The 16,057-nt window shown below is 68.4% G+C and carries 19 protein-coding genes; 14 read left to right on the top strand and 5 right to left on the bottom strand.

Translation table 11 applies throughout. The features are described 5' to 3' along the window. Positions 1 to 33 precede the first annotated feature (33 nt). Together ACGF7U_RS12205 and ACGF7U_RS12200 are read left to right on the top strand one after the other, a co-directional pair. On the top strand, positions 34 to 855 hold the full coding sequence (locus ACGF7U_RS12205) for a GntR family transcriptional regulator (RefSeq protein WP_393105677.1): 822 nt from the start codon (positions 34 to 36) through the stop codon (positions 853 to 855). Continuing rightward, complete coding sequence (locus ACGF7U_RS12200; protein WP_393105675.1) at positions 843 to 1,619, top strand: glycosyltransferase family 2 protein; 777 nt, start codon at positions 843 to 845, stop codon at positions 1,617 to 1,619. Before ACGF7U_RS12205 ends, ACGF7U_RS12200 begins: the two co-directional genes overlap by 13 nt. Here the strand turns inward: ACGF7U_RS12200 and ACGF7U_RS12195 are convergent. Next, positions 1,603 to 2,052, bottom strand: coding sequence for a hypothetical protein (locus ACGF7U_RS12195; protein ID WP_393105673.1), 450 nt, complete (start codon positions 2,050 to 2,052; stop codon positions 1,603 to 1,605). The two genes, ACGF7U_RS12200 and ACGF7U_RS12195, sit on opposite strands and share 17 nt — an antisense overlap. Positions 2,053 to 2,704: 652 nt before the next feature. Here ACGF7U_RS12195 and ACGF7U_RS12190 point away from each other — a divergent pair. The 11 genes from ACGF7U_RS12190 (at position 2,705) to ACGF7U_RS12140 (ending at position 12,450) form a co-directional block, all read left to right on the top strand. After that, entirely contained in the window at positions 2,705 to 3,100 is a 396-nt protein-coding gene (locus ACGF7U_RS12190) for a transcriptional regulator (RefSeq protein ID WP_393105671.1), read from the top strand. Positions 3,101 to 3,401: 301 nt separating this feature from the next. Next, a complete protein-coding gene (locus ACGF7U_RS12185) occupies positions 3,402 to 4,994 on the top strand; it encodes an FtsK/SpoIIIE domain-containing protein (RefSeq protein ID WP_393105669.1) in 1,593 nt (530 codons plus the stop codon). Then, a complete protein-coding gene (locus tag ACGF7U_RS12180) occupies positions 4,991 to 5,245 on the top strand; it encodes a hypothetical protein (protein WP_393105668.1) in 255 nt (84 codons plus the stop codon). The genes ACGF7U_RS12185 and ACGF7U_RS12180 overlap by 4 nt, the downstream gene beginning before the upstream one ends. Positions 5,246 to 5,250: 5 nt before the next feature. Next, positions 5,251 to 5,442, top strand: a complete 192-nt coding sequence (locus ACGF7U_RS12175) for a hypothetical protein (RefSeq protein WP_393105667.1) — start codon at positions 5,251 to 5,253, stop codon at positions 5,440 to 5,442. Further along, on the top strand, positions 5,439 to 6,017 hold the full coding sequence (locus ACGF7U_RS12170; protein ID WP_393105665.1) for a DUF2637 domain-containing protein: 579 nt from the start codon (positions 5,439 to 5,441) through the stop codon (positions 6,015 to 6,017). The genes ACGF7U_RS12175 and ACGF7U_RS12170 overlap by 4 nt, the downstream gene beginning before the upstream one ends. Beyond that, the gene (locus ACGF7U_RS12165) at positions 6,014 to 7,789 is read left to right on the top strand and encodes a replication initiator (RefSeq protein ID WP_393105663.1); all 1,776 of its coding nucleotides are present in this window, start codon (positions 6,014 to 6,016) and stop codon (positions 7,787 to 7,789) included. Before ACGF7U_RS12170 ends, ACGF7U_RS12165 begins: the two co-directional genes overlap by 4 nt. Next, on the top strand, positions 7,786 to 7,971 hold the full coding sequence (locus ACGF7U_RS12160) for an AlpA family transcriptional regulator (RefSeq protein ID WP_018784531.1): 186 nt from the start codon (positions 7,786 to 7,788) through the stop codon (positions 7,969 to 7,971). The genes ACGF7U_RS12165 and ACGF7U_RS12160 overlap by 4 nt, the downstream gene beginning before the upstream one ends. Beyond that, positions 7,968 to 9,404, top strand: coding sequence for a tyrosine-type recombinase/integrase (locus tag ACGF7U_RS12155; RefSeq protein ID WP_393105661.1), 1,437 nt, complete (start codon positions 7,968 to 7,970; stop codon positions 9,402 to 9,404). Before ACGF7U_RS12160 ends, ACGF7U_RS12155 begins: the two co-directional genes overlap by 4 nt. Before the next feature lie 14 nt (positions 9,405 to 9,418). Then, positions 9,419 to 9,997, top strand: a complete 579-nt coding sequence (locus ACGF7U_RS12150) for a hypothetical protein (protein WP_393105659.1) — start codon at positions 9,419 to 9,421, stop codon at positions 9,995 to 9,997. Between the two features lie 683 nt (positions 9,998 to 10,680). Then, positions 10,681 to 11,712 (top strand): hypothetical protein, encoded by a 1,032-nt coding sequence (locus tag ACGF7U_RS12145; RefSeq protein WP_393105658.1) that lies wholly within the window; start codon positions 10,681 to 10,683, stop codon positions 11,710 to 11,712. Further along, positions 11,713 to 12,450 carry a site-specific integrase gene (locus ACGF7U_RS12140; RefSeq protein WP_393105656.1) on the top strand — a complete coding sequence of 246 codons (738 nt, stop codon included), beginning with the start codon at positions 11,713 to 11,715 and terminating at the stop codon, positions 12,448 to 12,450. A gap of 231 nt (positions 12,451 to 12,681) precedes the next feature. Here ACGF7U_RS12140 and ACGF7U_RS12135 read toward each other — a convergent pair whose 3' ends face one another. The 4 genes from ACGF7U_RS12135 to ACGF7U_RS12120 all read right to left on the bottom strand — a co-directional run bounded on the left by ACGF7U_RS12135 (position 12,682) and on the right by ACGF7U_RS12120 (position 15,455). After that, positions 12,682 to 13,053, bottom strand: a complete 372-nt coding sequence (locus tag ACGF7U_RS12135) for a hypothetical protein (RefSeq protein ID WP_393105654.1) — start codon at positions 13,051 to 13,053, stop codon at positions 12,682 to 12,684. Positions 13,054 to 13,467: 414 nt separating this feature from the next. Further along, positions 13,468 to 13,881 (bottom strand): YybH family protein, encoded by a 414-nt coding sequence (locus ACGF7U_RS12130; protein WP_393105652.1) that lies wholly within the window; start codon positions 13,879 to 13,881, stop codon positions 13,468 to 13,470. Positions 13,882 to 13,935: 54 nt separating this feature from the next. Beyond that, a complete protein-coding gene (locus ACGF7U_RS12125) occupies positions 13,936 to 14,889 on the bottom strand; it encodes an alpha/beta fold hydrolase (RefSeq protein WP_393105650.1) in 954 nt (317 codons plus the stop codon). Beyond that, the gene (locus tag ACGF7U_RS12120; RefSeq protein ID WP_393105648.1) at positions 14,886 to 15,455 is read right to left on the bottom strand and encodes an NADPH-dependent FMN reductase; all 570 of its coding nucleotides are present in this window, start codon (positions 15,453 to 15,455) and stop codon (positions 14,886 to 14,888) included. Before ACGF7U_RS12120 ends, ACGF7U_RS12125 begins: the two co-directional genes overlap by 4 nt. A gap of 135 nt (positions 15,456 to 15,590) precedes the next feature. Between ACGF7U_RS12120 and ACGF7U_RS12115 the strand changes: the two genes are divergently transcribed. After that, positions 15,591 to 16,052 carry a MarR family winged helix-turn-helix transcriptional regulator gene (locus tag ACGF7U_RS12115; protein ID WP_393105646.1) on the top strand — a complete coding sequence of 154 codons (462 nt, stop codon included), beginning with the start codon at positions 15,591 to 15,593 and terminating at the stop codon, positions 16,050 to 16,052. The last annotated feature ends 5 nt before the right edge of the window (positions 16,053 to 16,057 follow it).

Genomic DNA, 16,057 nt, shown 5'->3' with positions numbered 1-16,057 from the left:
ACCTGGCAGACGTTGGAACGTCTAGGGGGTACGGTGACCGGTGTGCATGGCCGGGACTGGCGCCCTCGCTACCTGCAACTCGCGGAGGAGTTGCGGGCGAAGATCATGAGCGGTGAGCTGGCCCCTGGCACGCTGATGCCGAGCGAGACGGAGTTGGCCGACACGTCCGGCCTGTCCCGAACCAGCGTGCGCAACGCGATCCGGCAGCTTCGGGAATGGGGCCTGGTCCGGGCCGAGCAGGGCCGCGGCACCTACGTGCGGGCACCGCGCCAGCGGGTACGCCGTCGCAACACCGAGCGGTACCAGTGGGAGAAGGACCGGGTCCTGCTCGACGAGGCTGAGCGGTTGAAGACCGGCGCCATCGAGCACGACACCGGCCTGACAGTCGATGACCTCAAGTTCCACGCTGAGTACTCCCGTGTCGACGCGGACGAGGAGATGGCGGCGGCCTTGCAGGTCGAGCCGGGTACGCCGCTCCTGCGCCGGGTCTATTGGACCTCCTCCCGCCACGAGAACGCGCCGCTGACGCTGTCGTACTCCTACCTGCCGTACGACCTGGTGGCCGTGAACCCGGACCTGCTCGACGAGAGCAAGGAACCATGGCCCGGCGGTACGCAGCACCAGCTCTACACGCTGGGCATCGAGCTAGACCGGATCGACGACGAGGTCCGGGCTCGCCCGCCGTCACCTGATGAGGCCGAGCTGCTGGACATCGACCCAGGCGTCTCAGTGCTCACCGTGCGGAAGACCTCGGTCGACACCACGGGCCGCGTCGTCGAGGTCGCCGACGCGGTGATGCCAGGCGACCGCACCGAGCTTGTGTACTCCCACAAACTTCAACGGTGGAAAACTTGACGCAGCTCGTCTCGGTCATCACGCCAGTCCACGCGCCCAGCATCGAGCACCTTGCTGGCGCCTACGAGTCGTTGGCTAAGCAGGAAATGCCTGCCGGGTGGGACTGGCAATGGCTCGTCCAGGAAGACGGGCAGACCGGCGCCCTGGTCGACGCGCTGCCCGATGATCCTCGGATCAGCGTCGGCACCGGCCGTTCCGGTGGACCTGGGGTGGCCCGTACCCTTGCGCTGGCCCGGGTGTCGGGGGATCTCATCAAGGTCCTGGACGCCGATGACCAGTTGACCCCTGGTGCGCTTGCCCGGGACATCGCCGCCTTCGCCGTGCATCCTCACATCGGCTGGGCTACCTCGCGCGTACTCGACCTGCTGCCCGACGGGTCGACCGCCGGATGGGACAAGGACCCGGCCGGCGGGGTCGTCGATCGCGGTTCGGTCCTGTCGTTCTGGCAGGCCAACGACTACCGGGCATCGGTTCATCCAGCGACCCTGTGCCTGCGGCGGGATCTCGTCTTCGCCCTGGGCGGCTGGATGGCCCTGCCCGCCAGCGAGGACACCGGCCTCCTGCTCGCCGCCAACGCGGTGAGCGAAGGTTACTTCACCCGCGAGTACGGCCTGCTCTACCGCAAGTGGCCCGGCCAAGTCACCAGCCAGGCTGCGCACCGGGAACCGGCCGAGTATCGGGCCCGGATGAGGATCATCGAGGCCAGAGCCAACGCCCTGGCCTCGATGCTGCCTAACGGTCTGCCGCTTACGCCTCTGGCGTAGCCTCATGCCCCGGCATGCCGTGGGTGCGGCGCCGCTGCTTCATCTCCGCCTCGTAGATGTGCCGCCGCCCACCGGCCAGCTTCTCCCGCGCGTCCCGCTCGATCTCCTGGAACGCCGCGTAGTAGCCGTCGTCGAACTCCTCCACGATCTGAAACGTCCACCGCCCGGGTAGCACGTTGCGCCCCAACAGCTCGTGCTCGACCCGGTCGGCCACCTCGTCGTGCCCGGCTTCGCGAAGCAGCTTCACCACACGGTCAAGGGTGAGATCCGCGCCGCCAACGAGCTGGTGCGCCGAGTACAGGTGACCGCGCACCCGGTGGATCGTCTCCAGCGCTTTGCTCAACTCGCCCAGCGCCTCGATCGTCATATCGTCAACCCCGTCCGGACGGGAATGAGCATCATCGACGGCTAGGCCCTGTCGTTCGTCTGCCATGGCATCAGCAGTACCCCGAACTTGCCCTGACTACCGCCGAATTGAGCTGGCTGACCCCATCTGTCACGCCACGAGTCTGTCCAGGCAGCCATCGCAACGGCGGTGAGGGTCGCCCTGTCGGAACTCGATTCTCACCCAAGGGGCGAGCGCTGATGCCAGGTCTTCCCAGGTGGGACCGCTTCCGGATTCATGACTAATTGCTGTTAGCTGCGCTAGACGTGTGACCACTACTACGATCAAGATGACCAGCGGAAAACCAGTTATCCCCGCCCCCCATTCAATACAGTTCAAAACGAATTCCCACACCTTGCTGCCCTTTCTTGAGGATTATTGCCTGCTTGTTTTGTTGCACGCTTGCCGCGTGCTGCCAATAGCGTAAGGGCTTTGGGGTTTGGCGTCAAGAGTGCGAATACCCCGTTTGTGTTTGATTAAAGTGAAGTCTGCACGCGCTTATCATCCCACTTTTGGGGTGGTTTAATTCCGCACAGCAAATCTGTATCTGGATTGGATTACGCCGCGCCTGCGTAAGCCGAACCAAGCTTCCATGTGGCTGCGGCGACCCCGTCAAGCAAGGTTGTTGACTTGTCTGCCAAGTGCCGTCTACCTTGGAGTCTCAACTTGGCAGACATGCCAACAACCTGGAGGTTGAGCGATGGCTCTGCGTGGCGGTACGAGGTTCGCCGTGCGTTGTGAGGACGTGTTCCCGGCGGGGTGCGCGTTGGTGCCCGAGTCGCTGGGCGAGGTGGAGGACTACGACGAGAAGACGGGTCGGCGTTCTCCGGCGAAGGACAAGCTGACCGGCCAGCGCGTGTGGCAGGTCCGCGTGATGGACCTCGACCCCGAGCTTGGTAAGCGCTCCCGGGAGACGACGGTGAAGATCTCCGCGGACTACCAGCCGGTGCCGCCGACGGGCGCCCCGTTCGAGGCGGTGGAGTTCGACGGCATGACGGTCACGCCGTACGTGTCGAACAACGGCCGGATGGCGTACTCGCTGCGGGCGACCGGGATGCGCGCCCCGGCGGGCGTGGCGAAGAAGGCGGCGGCGTAGCCGCATCAGGTGGGGGCGGGGCTGTCAGGTCTTGGCGGACGGCAGCCCCGCCCTCTGTCTCTTCCCCCTGCTCTGTCGAGAGAGGTAGTGACGTGTCCAAGCGTAGGCGTTCGGCTGCCCCGGCTCAGCCTCGGTGCGGCGTCTGTCAGTCCCGGTTCGACCCGGCCGGCGGTGCGGCTGACCGCTGCCCGCTCTGCGTCGGGCAGCTCGTTCTTCCCCTTCCCCCGGTCCGGGACTCGTCGGGCCGGTTCGTGTCGCTGCGGGGTGCGCGATGATGCGCCGGCCGCGGGGCGAGGTGGTGATGACGACCGCTGGGGATCTGATGGTGATCCGGCCAAAGCGGTTCGAGCTGCCGATGTGGGCGGTCGTGCTCGGCCTGGTGCTGCGCTGGCTCGCCCGGGGCTGCTGGTGGTGCCTGTGCCACCCGGTCGCCGTGGGCCTGGCCGTGCTCGCCGTCGTCCTCTACGCCGACCACGGCTGGGCGGGCTTGGTCGTGCCGTTGGTCCTGGCGTCGGCGGTGTCGGCCGTCTGGCGGTGGCGCGATGAAGCGTCCTGGTGGCGGTGGTGGGCTGGGCCGCTGCTCGGCCGGTTCCGTCAGGTCTTCGTGTACCGGCGGGCGTGGCGGGAGGCCATGACCCTGTGCGGCCTGGCCGAGACGTACGACCATCGCGCCGTCCTGCCGGAGCTGCTGCGCGTGCGCTCGGACCAGGCCCTCGACGTGCTGACCATTCGCATGGTCCGCGGGCAGACCCCGGCCGACTTCCAGCGGGTCACGGCGAACCTCGCGTACGCCTTCGGCCGGCGGCACGCCCGGGTCTACTCCGAGCGGCCCGACGACCCGCCGAACCGGACCGGCTATTGGGCGTTGCTGCTGCGGCTGGTGGACCGGGTGCGGTTCCGGGATCGGCCGACCGTGGTCTACCTGGTGCTCGTCCGCACCGATGCCCTGCGGCCGGTCGTGGCACCGTTCGACGCCCCGGCCGTCCCGGACCTCACCGCACTGCCCCTCGCGAGGCGGGAAGACCTGGGCACCTGGTCTCTGCACCTGCTCGCCACGCACGTCCTCATCGGCGGGGCCACCCGGTCCGGCAAGGGCTCGGTGCTGTGGTCGCTGGTCCGCTCGCTGGCCGGCGGGATCACCTCCGGCCTGGTCCGGCTCTGGGTGATCGATCCCAAGGGCGGGATGGAGTTCGCCATGGGCCGGCCGTTGTTCGCCCGGTTCGCCTGCAAGTCCTTCGAGGCCATGGCCGACCTCCTCGACGAGGCCGTCACGGTCATGCGGGAGCGGCAAACCCGGCTCGCCGGAACGGTCCGGGTGCACACCCCGACCGAAGCTGATCCCCTCGTCGTGGTCGTCATCGACGAGATGGCCGCGCTCACTGCGTACCTGCAAGACGCCGACCTGCGCAAGCGCATCGCCGGCTCGCTCGGGTTGCTCCTGTCGCAGGGTGCCGGCGTCGGGGTCCTGGTCGTGGCGGCGTTGCAGGACCCTCGCAAGGAAGTGCTGCCGTTCCGGGACCTGTTCCCGACCCGCATCGCGCTCGGACTCACCGAGGCGTCGCAAGTCGACCTGGTCCTTGGCGACGGTGCCCGCAACCGGGGCGCGCTGGCCGACCAGATGCCCCGATGGGCCAAGGGCGTCGGCTACGTGATCCTCGACGGCACCCCCGAACCCCTGCGGGTCCGGTTCTCGTACATCAGCGACGACGACATCCGCGACATGGCGCAGCAGTACCCGGCACCCGTCGACGCGTCGGACATCCTCGCCCAGGTCGGCCGCGAGTCGGCCCCGGAACCGGTGCGCCCTCCGCTGCCCCGCAAGCCGTCCGGGCCGCTGCTGCCCGATGCGCTCCGCAACCTGCTCGACCGCGACAGCGGGGGTGAGCCGCGGTGACCGACACCCCGAACGGCCGCCGCTTCTACCGGCTCCGCACCCCCGAACCCAACACCGCGGTCTCCGTCCGGGTCGACCCCGAACGGCCCGACCCGTACCCGGTCTATCTGGCGGTCGGTGCGGGCCGGCGACGGATGTCTCTGACCCCCGACGAGGCGTGGGCGCTGTGGCGCTGCCTCTCCGAAGCAGTCGCCGCGCTCGGCACCCCTCCCGACTACATCCGCACTGACATCCGACCGGCCCGGAGGTAACCGCCATGACCACCCTCACCCGCTTCATCAACCGGCTCCGGCGTCCGCTGCGCATCCAGCTCGTCGGCCCCGCCGACCAGACCGCCGCCGCCCTGCACGGCCTGGCGCACATGGTCAACCGCCGACGCGACATGAACGACCGGCGCATCCGCATCGACGTGGTCATCCGCGAGAAGCCGTTGGAGGAGTGGCGATGACCGAGCGCACCGAATCGGCCGTACGCCTGGTGATCCTGCTCGCCATCGGCACGATGGCCGGCGCCGCCGCCTTCACCCACGTCCACGACCTGTCCGTGGCCCACGGCCAACCGCACTGGATCGGCTGGGCCAACGCCGTAGCCGTCGAGCTGATGGCGATCTACCTCGGGCTCGAACTCCGCGCCCGCCGCCGTGCCCGCCGCCCGGTCGGCCTGGTCGCCTCGCTGCTCGTCGCGTTCGCGCTGTTGTCCCTCGCCGCCCAGGTCGCCGAAGCGGAACGCTCCGCGTGGGGCTGGATCGTGGCGGCCGTGCCGTCCCTGGCCTTCCTCGCCCTGGTGAAGGTCGTCCTGTCCAACGCCCCGGCCACCCCGCCGGCTCCCGAACCGGACCAACCCCAGACCGACTGGTACGAGGTGCCCGAGCAGGTCACCCCCGACCCCGAACCCCAGCGTCCGGCCGACCCCGTACCGCCGGCTGTGCCGGCTCCGGCTGTCACCTCCGCCCCCGCGACGGTGCTGCCTCCGCGTAGCGTCGTCCAGTCGAACCGGCCGCACGTCGTCGGGATCATCCGATGACTGCTGCGACCCTGCCCGGCCTCGCCCCGGCCGCCCCGACCCCGGTTGCTCCTCGCCCGGGGTCGCGGGCGGCCCGCATGGCGCTACCCCGCTCGGTCGACGTGCTCAAGGAAATCGCGGCTGAGTACGGCGTCTGCGTTCGCCCGCTGGCCATGCGCCGCACCGACCTGGACACCGGCCTGACCGAGGTCATCGACCTCCCCTGCGGCGCCACCCGTGAGGACAAGTGCGGACCGTGCGCGAAGAAGAACCGCCGGCTGCGGCAGGCCCAGATCCGCGAGGGCTGGCACCGCGACGACGAACCGCTACCCGGCCCACAACCCGCGACCGAGGAACAAAAGTCGCTGATCCTGCTGCGGGCGCACTTCGAGTTCGCCAGGGACGAGGCATGCCGGGCCAGCCAGTACGACCAGGTCGCCGACCTCGACGAGGCGATCCGCGAGGTGGAAGAGGCCATCGCCGCTGAGGGCCTACGCGGTCGCGTCGGGCCTCCCCACGGCAACGTCGACGAGGACTCCGACGAGGAGCCCAGCCGTCGGCGCAAGCGTTCCACCAGGCGGCGCCAGGATGCCCCCGACCTGCCCCGCCGCAAGGTCGAGCGGCGCACCGTCGGCAAGACCTACACCGCCCCGGACGGGTCGACCTTCCGGCCGTCGATGTGGCTCACGCTCACCCTCGACTCGTACGGGCCGGTCCGCCCCGACGGCACCCCGGTCAACCCCGACCGGTACGACTACCGCCGTGCCGCCTGGGACGCCGTCCACTTCCCCCGGCTGCTCGACCGGTTCTGGCAGAACCTGCGCCGCTGTGAGGGCTGGAACGTCCAGTACGCCGGTTGCGTCGAGCCCCAACGTCGACTCGCCCCACATGCGCACTTCGCCATCCGGGGCACCATCCCCCGCGACGTGCTGCGCACCGTGGCGGCGGCGACCTATCACCAGGTGTGGTGGCCTTCGGTCGACGTCCAGCGGTACACCCTCGACCGGCTCCCGGTCTGGGATGAGCAGGCGGCGGCGTGGGTCGACCGGGACACCCGCGAGTCGCTGAGTACCTGGACGGAAGCCCTCGACGCCATCGACGACGACCCGGACGCCGAGCCCGTGCACGTCGTCCGCTTCGGCGCCCAGGTCGACGCCCGCGGCGTCATGCCCGGCACCGAGGACGCCGAGCGGACCATCCGGTACGTCACGAAGTACATCACCAAGCACACCGGCGACTGCCACAAGGCGACCACCGACCGGCAGCGCAAACACCTCGACCGGCTCTGGCAGCAACTCCAGCTCACCCCGTGCACCGACCGCTGCGCGAACTGGCTGCTCTACGGCGTCCAGCCGAAGAAGGCGCACGCGAAGCTCAAGCCCGGCCGCTGCAAGGGCAAGGTGCACCAGCGGGACACCCTCGGCATCGGCGGCCGGCGCATCCTCATTTCCCGCGACTGGTCTGGCAAGACTCTCGCCGATCACAAGCACGACGCGCGGGCGTGGGTGCGTGCCCTGCTCGGCGCCACCACCGACAGCGGCGCGACTGGCGAGGCCGGGCAGCTCGTCGACGACCAGGGCGCCACCGTCGAACGGGTCCGGCATGCCTGGGAACTCGCCCGGCCCGACGACCCCGACGTGGGACCGCTGTCGCATCGGCTCATGCGGTCGATCAGCGAACGCGCCCGCTGGCGGTCCGAACTGCTCGCCGCCAAGGACCGGGCCGCGCAGGGGTCCTCAGATCTTTCGGCAACTCAGCACAGCGCACAGCACCACGGGGAGGAAAGACAGTGAACGAAGAGTTGTTGACCGTGCCGGAAGTGCTCGCCGAGCTGCGCGTACCGCGCTCGACCTGGTTCTACTGGCGGCAGACCGGCAAGGGACCGCGGGTGATCAAGCTCCCGAACGGGCAACTGCGGGTCCGCCGGTCGGCGCTCGGTCGGTGGCTCGGTGAGCTGGAGCAGGACGCTGCGTGAAGAGCTACGAGGTCCAGATCTGGGAGATCGGCAAGCGCGCTGACCGGAAGGCTCGGCCCTGGCGGGTCCGCTGGGCAGTGAGCGGCCAGCGCTTCGAGGAGATGTTCCGTACCAAGGCGCTGGCGCATTCGTTCCGCGCCGAGCTGGTCCAAGCGGCCAATGCGGGGGAGCCCTTCGACCCGGCCACCGGGCGCCCGGTCTCCGAGGCCAGAACCAAGAACCCCACCACCTGGTACGCGCACAGCCGCGCGTATGTCGAGATGAAGTGGCCCCGGGCGGCGGCCAAGACCCGGCGGTCGATCGTCGAGGCGCTGACCTCGATCACGGTGACCCTGACCCGGCCGACGAAGCGGGGCCGACCAGATGACGCCCTGCTCCGTGAGTCGCTGTACCTCTACGGGCTGAACCCGCGCCGCTGGTCCGACGAAATCCCGGCCGACCACGCGGCTGCCCTGGCCTGGCTGGAAACCGCGTCGCTGCCGGTCGTCGAGCTGGACTCGCCCGCGATGGTCCGCCGGGTCCTGGACAGCCTGTGCGTACGCCTCGACGGCAAGCCCGCGGCTGCCTCCACCGTCCAGCGGAAACGGGCCACCTTCTACAACGCGCTCGGGTACGCCGTCGAGCTGGAGCTGATCGCCTCCAACCCCGTCGACCGGGTCCAGTGGACCGCCCCCGAGGTCGCCCAGTCCATCGACCGGCGGGTGGTGGCGAACCCGGCCCAGGTCGCCACGCTGCTGGAGGCGGTGAAATCTCTCGGCAAACGGGCCGACAAGGTCACGGCGTTCTTCGGCTGCCTCTACTACGCGGGCATGCGGCCCTCTGAAGCGGCGGACCTTCGGCGGGAGGACTGCGACCTTCCCGGGCGCTGCCTCGACTGCGGGACCGACTTCGACGACCTGGCGGCGGTCAAGGCGTCCGCGTCCTGCGACCACGAGAAGATCGAATACCGCTGGGGCCGCCTGGTGCTCGCTGGGACCGCCCCGCGCGCCGGGTCGCACTGGACCGATGACGGTGGCTCGCACGAGCGGCGCGGCCTCAAGCACCGGGGCCGGCAGGAAACCCGAACGGTCCCCATCCCGCCCCGGCTGGTCGAGCTGCTGGCAGCGCACGTCGACAACCACGGTGTCGGCCCGGACGGTCGCTTCTTCCGCGGCCTGCATGGCGGTCCGCTCTCCGAGTCGGTCTACGACCGGTGGTGGAAGCTCGCCCGAGAGAAGGCGCTGACCGAACCACAGGTCGCCTCGCCACTCGTCCGCCGGCCCTACGACCTGCGTCACGCGGCAGCCTCGCTCTGGCTGAATGCCGGCGTCCCGCCGACCGAGGTCGCCCGGCGCCTGGGCCACGGCGTCGCCGTCCTGCTCCGGGTCTACGCCAACTGCATCGACGGGGGAGATGACACCATGAATGACAAGATCGGCGATGCGCTCGGATGAGCCCCTGGGAATTAGTGGAGATCGAAGAGGTGGCTATGCCGGGTGGTGCTGAAGGGTTATCGCTGATCGTCCGGGTAGGAATCGTCCTGGGGCTTGTCTTTGCGCTGGCGGCGTGTGGAGCCGAGGGTGACACTGCGCCCGTGAAGCAGCCTGGCCCGCCCACCTGTCCCGCCACCTTCGTCAAGCAGACACCCGTCAAGGCCAGCCGCGACGGTGATTTCGTGCCCGGGGGCGGCTCGACGGCGCTGCTGTGCGTGTACTCGTTTCCACGTAGCGGGCCCGAGTATCCGTTGCGTCAAGCGATCCCGTTAACTGTGGACAAGGTCGGCGAGCTGGTCGACTACCTGAACACGCTTGACTCGGCCGACCTTGAAAACAACGCCTGTTTGTTCATCGGGCGTGACCAGTATCAGGTCATCCTTGGCTACCCGGACAATACCAACGTGACGGTGCGGGTCGACTACAACTGCGGGACCGTGTCCGCCGCCGGTGCCGTCCGGCGGCTGGGCGGCGGGAGGAAACTGCTGGGCTTCTGGCCCGAGGGGGCCGCCACGGTGCGACGACCCGCTGACCCACCTTCCGCACACAAGTAACGGGAGACGGCACTGCCAGTCGTGTTGAACGGGAGCTTTGTGGGCGAGGGCAGATGGTGGGCATCTGACCTGTCGGTGTCGGCCCGGCGGAGAGAAACAGCAGCTCAGTCGAGCTGACCGAGGCAAGACCGCGGACGCCCTGTAAATCCGTCGCGAAAGCTACAGAGGTTCGAATCCTCTACCCGCCACCAGGAGCACGAACGGCCCCGTGAGCTGCGGAAACGCACTCCGGGGCCGCTCTCGTTCAGTCCAGCGGAGTCCAGCGAAGTCCAGCCCGATCCGGCGTTCTGTGGCTATCCACGGGAACATAGCGGGAACAGACGATCATGGTGCCGCTCCCAGTCAGAAGCCCGAGCCGAGGGGGTAGCGATGTCAACAACGCCCTTACCGGATCAATCCGACCGGCGCTGCGGTCGGAGCATCTGATCAGCCATCCTTCCTCGTGCGATGAAGTACCAGCGTGGCGTTACGGTCCACCTGGTCACGAGCTGGATCCGATCGACGAGCCGAGCGCAATCTCTGTCACCTCAGCGGACAGATGCCGGGGTTACGGGACGTCGCTTAGCATCTACATGACAAACCCGTGTTGCCGTATTAGCGATCTTCAAGAAAGGTTCGTTCAGGATCGAATCGTGGCCGCTTTGGCGCCTATCTTGGCTGCACCTCCGGTAGGCTTGCCGGCCATGCCGGAACTCGCCCTCGTCCAGACCGCCGAGATACCCTTCGGCCGCCTTGCGGACTTTGACCTCGTCACCACCAGCAGAGGTCCACTGCTGGTAGGCACCCATCCCGATGGGGCGTGCACCTGGGATCCGCTGCGGGACCGGTGGGCGGTGCACCGCCTTGACAGCCCACCGTGGCCGCCGGGGTACGGACCGGACGGCCCTGCCACACTGTCGGCGCTGGGGGCCCTGGTCGTTGACGGGCGGATTGTGGTTGGCGGAGGCTCGAACAGGCAGCGGTTCGTGCAGTGGGATCTGGACAGTGGTGCGGTCCGCGCCTTCGCGGACATCCACTACTTCAATGTGGACACGGTCGGCACGCTGGAACTCCCCGGCCGGTCACTGTTCCTCACCTCGCCCGCGGACGAGGCCGTACACGTGTGGGACGCCACCGCCAGCGGCGATGGGCATCCCGCCGAGGAACACAACGTCAGGTATGACCGCAGCACAGCGCCAGGGGTGCTCGATGGCCGGCCGGTACTGGTGGCCTATGACGGTGACTACGGTTGCAACGGGGTGTGGGATCTCGACGAAGGTTTACCCTTCGTGAAGTTCGACGCCGAGCTGGAAACCGAGGACGGCGAGGAAAGTCTGACATCATTCGCTCTGGCGAACGTGGAGGGTCGTTCTCTCGTGCTCGCCGCCGGAGCATTCGGCAGCGTTGTCCCGGTCGACATCGACCGCGGCGAGTGGGGTGAGCCGTTCACCGGGAACGAACGGCTCGGAGAGGAAACCGACATCATGGTGGCCGTCGGCGCCGCGGATGGCCCCCCGATCGCGGTTACTTGCACCTACGCCGACTACCCCGACCCGGGCTTCACCAGCACGATGCGTGCGTGGGACCTGGAACGAGGCCACGCGTTGGGTGGTCCGGTCGCCGCGCACGAGGGCGGCGGCGCGCTCGGCGTCCAGTTCACTGAGCTGGACGGGCGGTCAGTTGCCATCACCGTGGGGCGAAACGATGCGTCGGTGCGGGTGTGGGCACTTCGTTGAGTGCTCGACCATCTCGTTGCTGAGTTCTCCCCGCCGGATGATCTCCTGGTCCTGGTCCTCGCCTACGGCGGGCTGCGGATCGGGGAAGCGCTCTGCTTGCGGCGCCGGCATGTCGATGTGGCAGATGGCCGCATGACCGTTGCTGAGTCGGTCGCCCAGATCCCCAGCGGCCCGGTGATTGACACTCCGAAGAGTCACCAGCGCCGGGAACTCGCCCTACCGGCCTTCGTGGTCGACCGGCTCCGACAGCACCTCGCCGAGCTGCCCGAGAACCCGAACGCCTTCCTCTTCCCCGGCCGACAGCAACGGACCGCCGACCGGCCGCAGAGCTGCAACGGCTGGAAGTACCGATTCGACCGGGCGGTCGAGCGGGCTGGCCTGACCGACCTAATCCCGCACGACCTTCGGGCGACGCACGGCAGTTGGGTAGCTGACTCACACGGCGTCCTGGTCGCCGCGCGCCGGCTCGGACACTCCAACGCCAGCGTCACGACCCGGCACTACGCCCGAGCGGTCAACGGCCGGGATGCCGAGGTGGCGGCCTTCCTCGACCGGGCGCGAACGGGCGAGGACCTTTCCAATCAGGTCGCAACGGCCCCAGGGGTAAGACCAAGCCCTCCGGTGAGTCGCCGCAGGGATCCTGACCGGGGCTCGGATTGGGGTGCGGTGCGCCGGAACGAGCCCCGAGCCAAGCGTGACGGCGACCTGGGTGAAGGGGAAGATCATCTTCAAGCTTGATGCGTCCGACGTGTAGCGCGGGTGTACTCCCTCTAGCCAACCTCCTCATTGGGCAGATGCGGCCCTTCCAGCGGCCGGAGCAGCCTGGGGTCTAGAAGAAGATCGCGGATGGCTGGTCAGGTGACCGTGCCCCTGGTCAGCCCGTCCGTCATTGTCGGGCAGCGTCGACGCTCGCAGGCAGGCTTGCTGTACAGCCAAGCCCTGGTCCCCAACCGTGGCTCATGAAACGGCCTACAGTTCCTCAGGAGCAGGCCGGAGTAGGCCTAGCTGCGGGTCGAAGCAGACAAGGCCCTGCTCAGCGGCAACTCGTGCGGCACCGGCCGACACTTCGTCACAGCGGCTGTACACCATCGGGAAGTAGGCGAACGACCCCGATGCCTCCTTGATCAATGGCCCCGTCGACCACGGGCTTCGCTCATCGTCGTCGTCCTCAGTGAGGTCGATCCACCGCTCAAGCAGGGCTTCGACGTAGGCTCGGATACGCGGCGTCGGCGGGATCCGGCCGTTACCGACGTACCTCTCGTAGAGCGCTCTGAAGGTGGTCAGCGCGGCGGCGTTGTCAGCGGGCCTGTCACCTTCCCACACCGCCAAGTCGTAACTCATGCGCCGGAGTGTGCCAGCCAGCGCTGAAACGTCACCCAGCAGCGGGCTACGGGGTGAGCGATGGGAACGGATCTGTCCGTCAGACAGTCGCCAGGCCGTCCAGGCTCCCGGGCGCAGGTCGTCCGGACGGGCACCCCACCACGCCGGCAACTCGGCGGACCGTTGCGAGCGGCCTGAGGAGGGTCAGCGGGAGTGCGTCCCGCCGACCCTCCTCAGGTCGAGCGGCCAGCGCTTCGGCACCGTCGGACCCGGTGCCGCAGGACCGTGCCGGCCATCTGAACCGAGGTGGAATGGCGACCTCGCTGAGCGACACAAGCTCGCCGGCGTCACCGCTTCCGGATGGCCTGTCCCGTTGAGGGCCCGGCGTCACGCCCGACGAGGATTCGCGAAGTCAGGCGACCAACTATTCGGCCGTCATGCCAGTACGTTGGTGTTCTGCATGGCACTGATCCACCATTCTCCGTCCATCTTGACCGTCACGACCGTGCCGTGGTTGCTGAAGCTCCGGTCGGGAGTTGTCGTGTCCTGCTTCACGTGGACGACGGCCACCTCGGGGCTCAACTGGCTCACGCTCAGAACGGAGAATCGGGTGGACCAGTCACTGACGGCACCGGCCAGCCGCCCGGTGTGGTACTCGTAGAGTTCGGTCCATCCCCGCAACACCGTGCCATCGGGCACGATCAGGACGGCGTCGGCGGTGAAACGGCCATCGAGGGTCGCCGCGTCCTTGCGGTTGAAACCGTCCTCGAGTCCGGCGATGAGCTCCTCGAGCTGTTTGACATCGGCCTCGTCGGCGGGCGAGTGGTAAGCGTTGGGGCGGTCAGACATCTTCACTCCGGTGTTTGCGTGTTCGGCGGGCACTCTTCCGGGGTGCCCGTGCTGTCACAGGGATCTGAGAAAGGAGATGAGCGCCTCGTTGACCTCTGCGGGACGTTCCTGCTGTGTCCAGTGGCCGCAGCCCGGCAGCACGATCGCCTTTCGCAGGTTCGGCACCACCGTCGAGGTGCCGGCGATCAGTTCCTTGCCGCCTGGCAGCGCCGAGGCGGTGTCCCTGTCGCCGGTGAGGTAGAGGGCCGGGGGCTGCACTGCGGCGTTGTGCCAGGGTGCGGTGAGCGCCCAGTTCCGGTCCAGGTTGCGGAACCAGTTCAGCGCACTGGTGAAGCCGGTGCGTTCGAACTCCGCGGCGTAGATGTCGAGGTCTTCCTCGGACAGCCAGCCGGGGAGCTGCTCGGGCTCGCTCCAGGTGTCCAGCAGCCCGCCGCCCTCCGGGACGACTGGATGCCACGGGTATCCCTCACCGGACGCGCCGTACAGTGCCCGGCGGATCGTCGTGCGGGGGTCCCGCTGGAGTTCCTGGTCGGCGACTCCTGGCCGCTGCAGGTAGGCGATGTAGAAGTTCTCGCCTGCGTTCTCGCGCATGGTGGCCAGGGGAGACGTGGTCGGCCGGGGCCCTTGCGGCGCACCCAACCCGATCACAGCGCGGATCCGGTCTGGCCGCATCAACGCACTGTGCCAGGCGACTCCCGCGCCCCAGTCGTGACCGGCGACGACCGCCTGCTCCTCGCCGAGTGCGTCGATCAGGCCGATGACGTCACCGACGGTGTGGAGGATCGTGTAGTCCTCGACCGCGTCCGGACGGTCTGTCCGGCCATATCCCCGCTGGTCGGGGGCGACGGCGTGGTACCCCGCGGCGGCCAGCGCGACCAACTGGTGACGCCAGGAGTACCAGGACTCCGGAAAGCCGTGGAGCAGGATCACCAGCGGGCCCGAACCCGCTTCGGCGATGTGCATCCGGATGGCGCCGGCCTGCACGTACCGGTGAGCCACGTCGGTCATCGGTGCACCTCACGCAGTGGGGCGAGGGCGTTGGCCCACGCGATGACCTGGTCGAGCATGCGCTGTAGGACCGGTTCGTGATGGTCCCCCGGCGCGAGGTCGGTTCCGTTCACGAAATCGGTGAACACCGACAAGGCGATCTGGTCACGTACGTCCGCGACGTGCAGCTCGCCCATCACCAACCGCAACTGTTCGACTGCCCTTGTCGCGCCCAGCAGGCCGTATCCGACGAAGCCCGCGGACTTGTTCCGCCACTCGTGGTACAGGTAGTCGATCGCGTTCTTGAGCACGCCGGTGACGGCGTGGTTGTACTCGGGGGTTACGAAGACGTAGCCGTCATACGAGGCGATCGTCTCCGCCCACCGCCTCGTGTGCGCCCCGACGTAGTCCGAGCCCAGGGCGGCCGGCACCGGCTCGTCGAGGTGCGGCAGTTCGTAGTGGGCCAGATCGACGATGTCGAACGTGGCGTCGTCGCGTTGGGACGCGATCTTGTGCACCCATTCGGCGACTGCCTCGCCTTTTCTGCCCGGGCGAGTGCTGCCGATGATGATGGCAATGCGGGTCATGGGTAACTCCTTCCAGTGACGACGTGGCGCAGCCGCCGGTACGCGCGCCGCCATGTCGCCCCCAACGGGATCGTTGGGCCTCCAACGGTAATCGCTACTTCGTTGGATGTCCAACGAATCTGTTAGGCTGGCCCGGTGCACGAACCCCCGCCGAACCAGGACGTCCTTCCGCCGGAGCGGTTGCGGTGGTTGACGTCCTGGCTGCTGCACCATGCCAGCTCGCACGCGAACCGACTGGTCGCGGCGCATGCCGGCCGGCCGGGCTTTCGGATGCGGTACGCCCTCCTCGCCGGGCTCGACCAGTACGGGTCGCTCAGCCAGGCCGAACTCTGCCGGAGGCTGGGGGTCGATCGCGGCGACGCCGTTTCGGCGCTCAACGACATGGAGCGTGATGGGCTCGCCCGGCGCCTTCCCGATCCGGCGGACGCGCGTCGCAACGTGGTCGAGATCACCCCAGCGGGCGCCGAGGCGCTGTTCGAGCTCGACGCCGTCGTCAACGCGGCTCAGGACGAACTGCTGCAACGGCTGACGAAGGAGGAGCGGGGCCAGCTCAACGTCCTGCTGCACAAGCTGATCGAGCCCCCCGAGGCGCGGTAACCCGG

Origin of the sequence: Micromonospora sp. NPDC047670, from assembly GCF_043204915.1 — a bacterium.
Lineage (GTDB): Bacteria > Actinomycetota > Actinomycetes > Mycobacteriales > Micromonosporaceae > Micromonospora.
Note: the sequence above shows the minus strand (reverse complement) of the source record. Positions and strands in the feature narration are given on the sequence as shown.

What these genes read in the sequence shown, in the direction of transcription:
- ACGF7U_RS12130 (WP_393105652.1), bottom strand. Translation starts at nt 13,881, where the DNA reads ATGTCTGACCGCCCCAACGCTTACCACTCGCCCGCCGACGAGGCCGAT.
- ACGF7U_RS12135 (WP_393105654.1), bottom strand. Translation starts at nt 13,053, where the DNA reads ATGAGTTACGACTTGGCGGTGTGGGAAGGTGACAGGCCCGCTGACAAC.
- ACGF7U_RS12165 (WP_393105663.1), top strand. Translation starts at nt 6,014, where the DNA reads ATGACTGCTGCGACCCTGCCCGGCCTCGCCCCGGCCGCCCCGACCCCG.
- ACGF7U_RS12170 (WP_393105665.1), top strand. Translation starts at nt 5,439, where the DNA reads ATGACCGAGCGCACCGAATCGGCCGTACGCCTGGTGATCCTGCTCGCC.
- ACGF7U_RS12175 (WP_393105667.1), top strand. Translation starts at nt 5,251, where the DNA reads ATGACCACCCTCACCCGCTTCATCAACCGGCTCCGGCGTCCGCTGCGC.
- ACGF7U_RS12190 (WP_393105671.1), top strand. Translation starts at nt 2,705, where the DNA reads ATGGCTCTGCGTGGCGGTACGAGGTTCGCCGTGCGTTGTGAGGACGTG.
- ACGF7U_RS12145 (WP_393105658.1), top strand. Translation starts at nt 10,681, where the DNA reads ATGCCGGAACTCGCCCTCGTCCAGACCGCCGAGATACCCTTCGGCCGC.
- ACGF7U_RS12125 (WP_393105650.1), bottom strand. Translation starts at nt 14,889, where the DNA reads ATGACCGACGTGGCTCACCGGTACGTGCAGGCCGGCGCCATCCGGATG.
- ACGF7U_RS12120 (WP_393105648.1), bottom strand. Translation starts at nt 15,455, where the DNA reads ATGACCCGCATTGCCATCATCATCGGCAGCACTCGCCCGGGCAGAAAA.
- ACGF7U_RS12195 (WP_393105673.1), bottom strand. Translation starts at nt 2,052, where the DNA reads ATGGCAGACGAACGACAGGGCCTAGCCGTCGATGATGCTCATTCCCGT.
- ACGF7U_RS12185 (WP_393105669.1), top strand. Translation starts at nt 3,402, where the DNA reads ATGACGACCGCTGGGGATCTGATGGTGATCCGGCCAAAGCGGTTCGAG.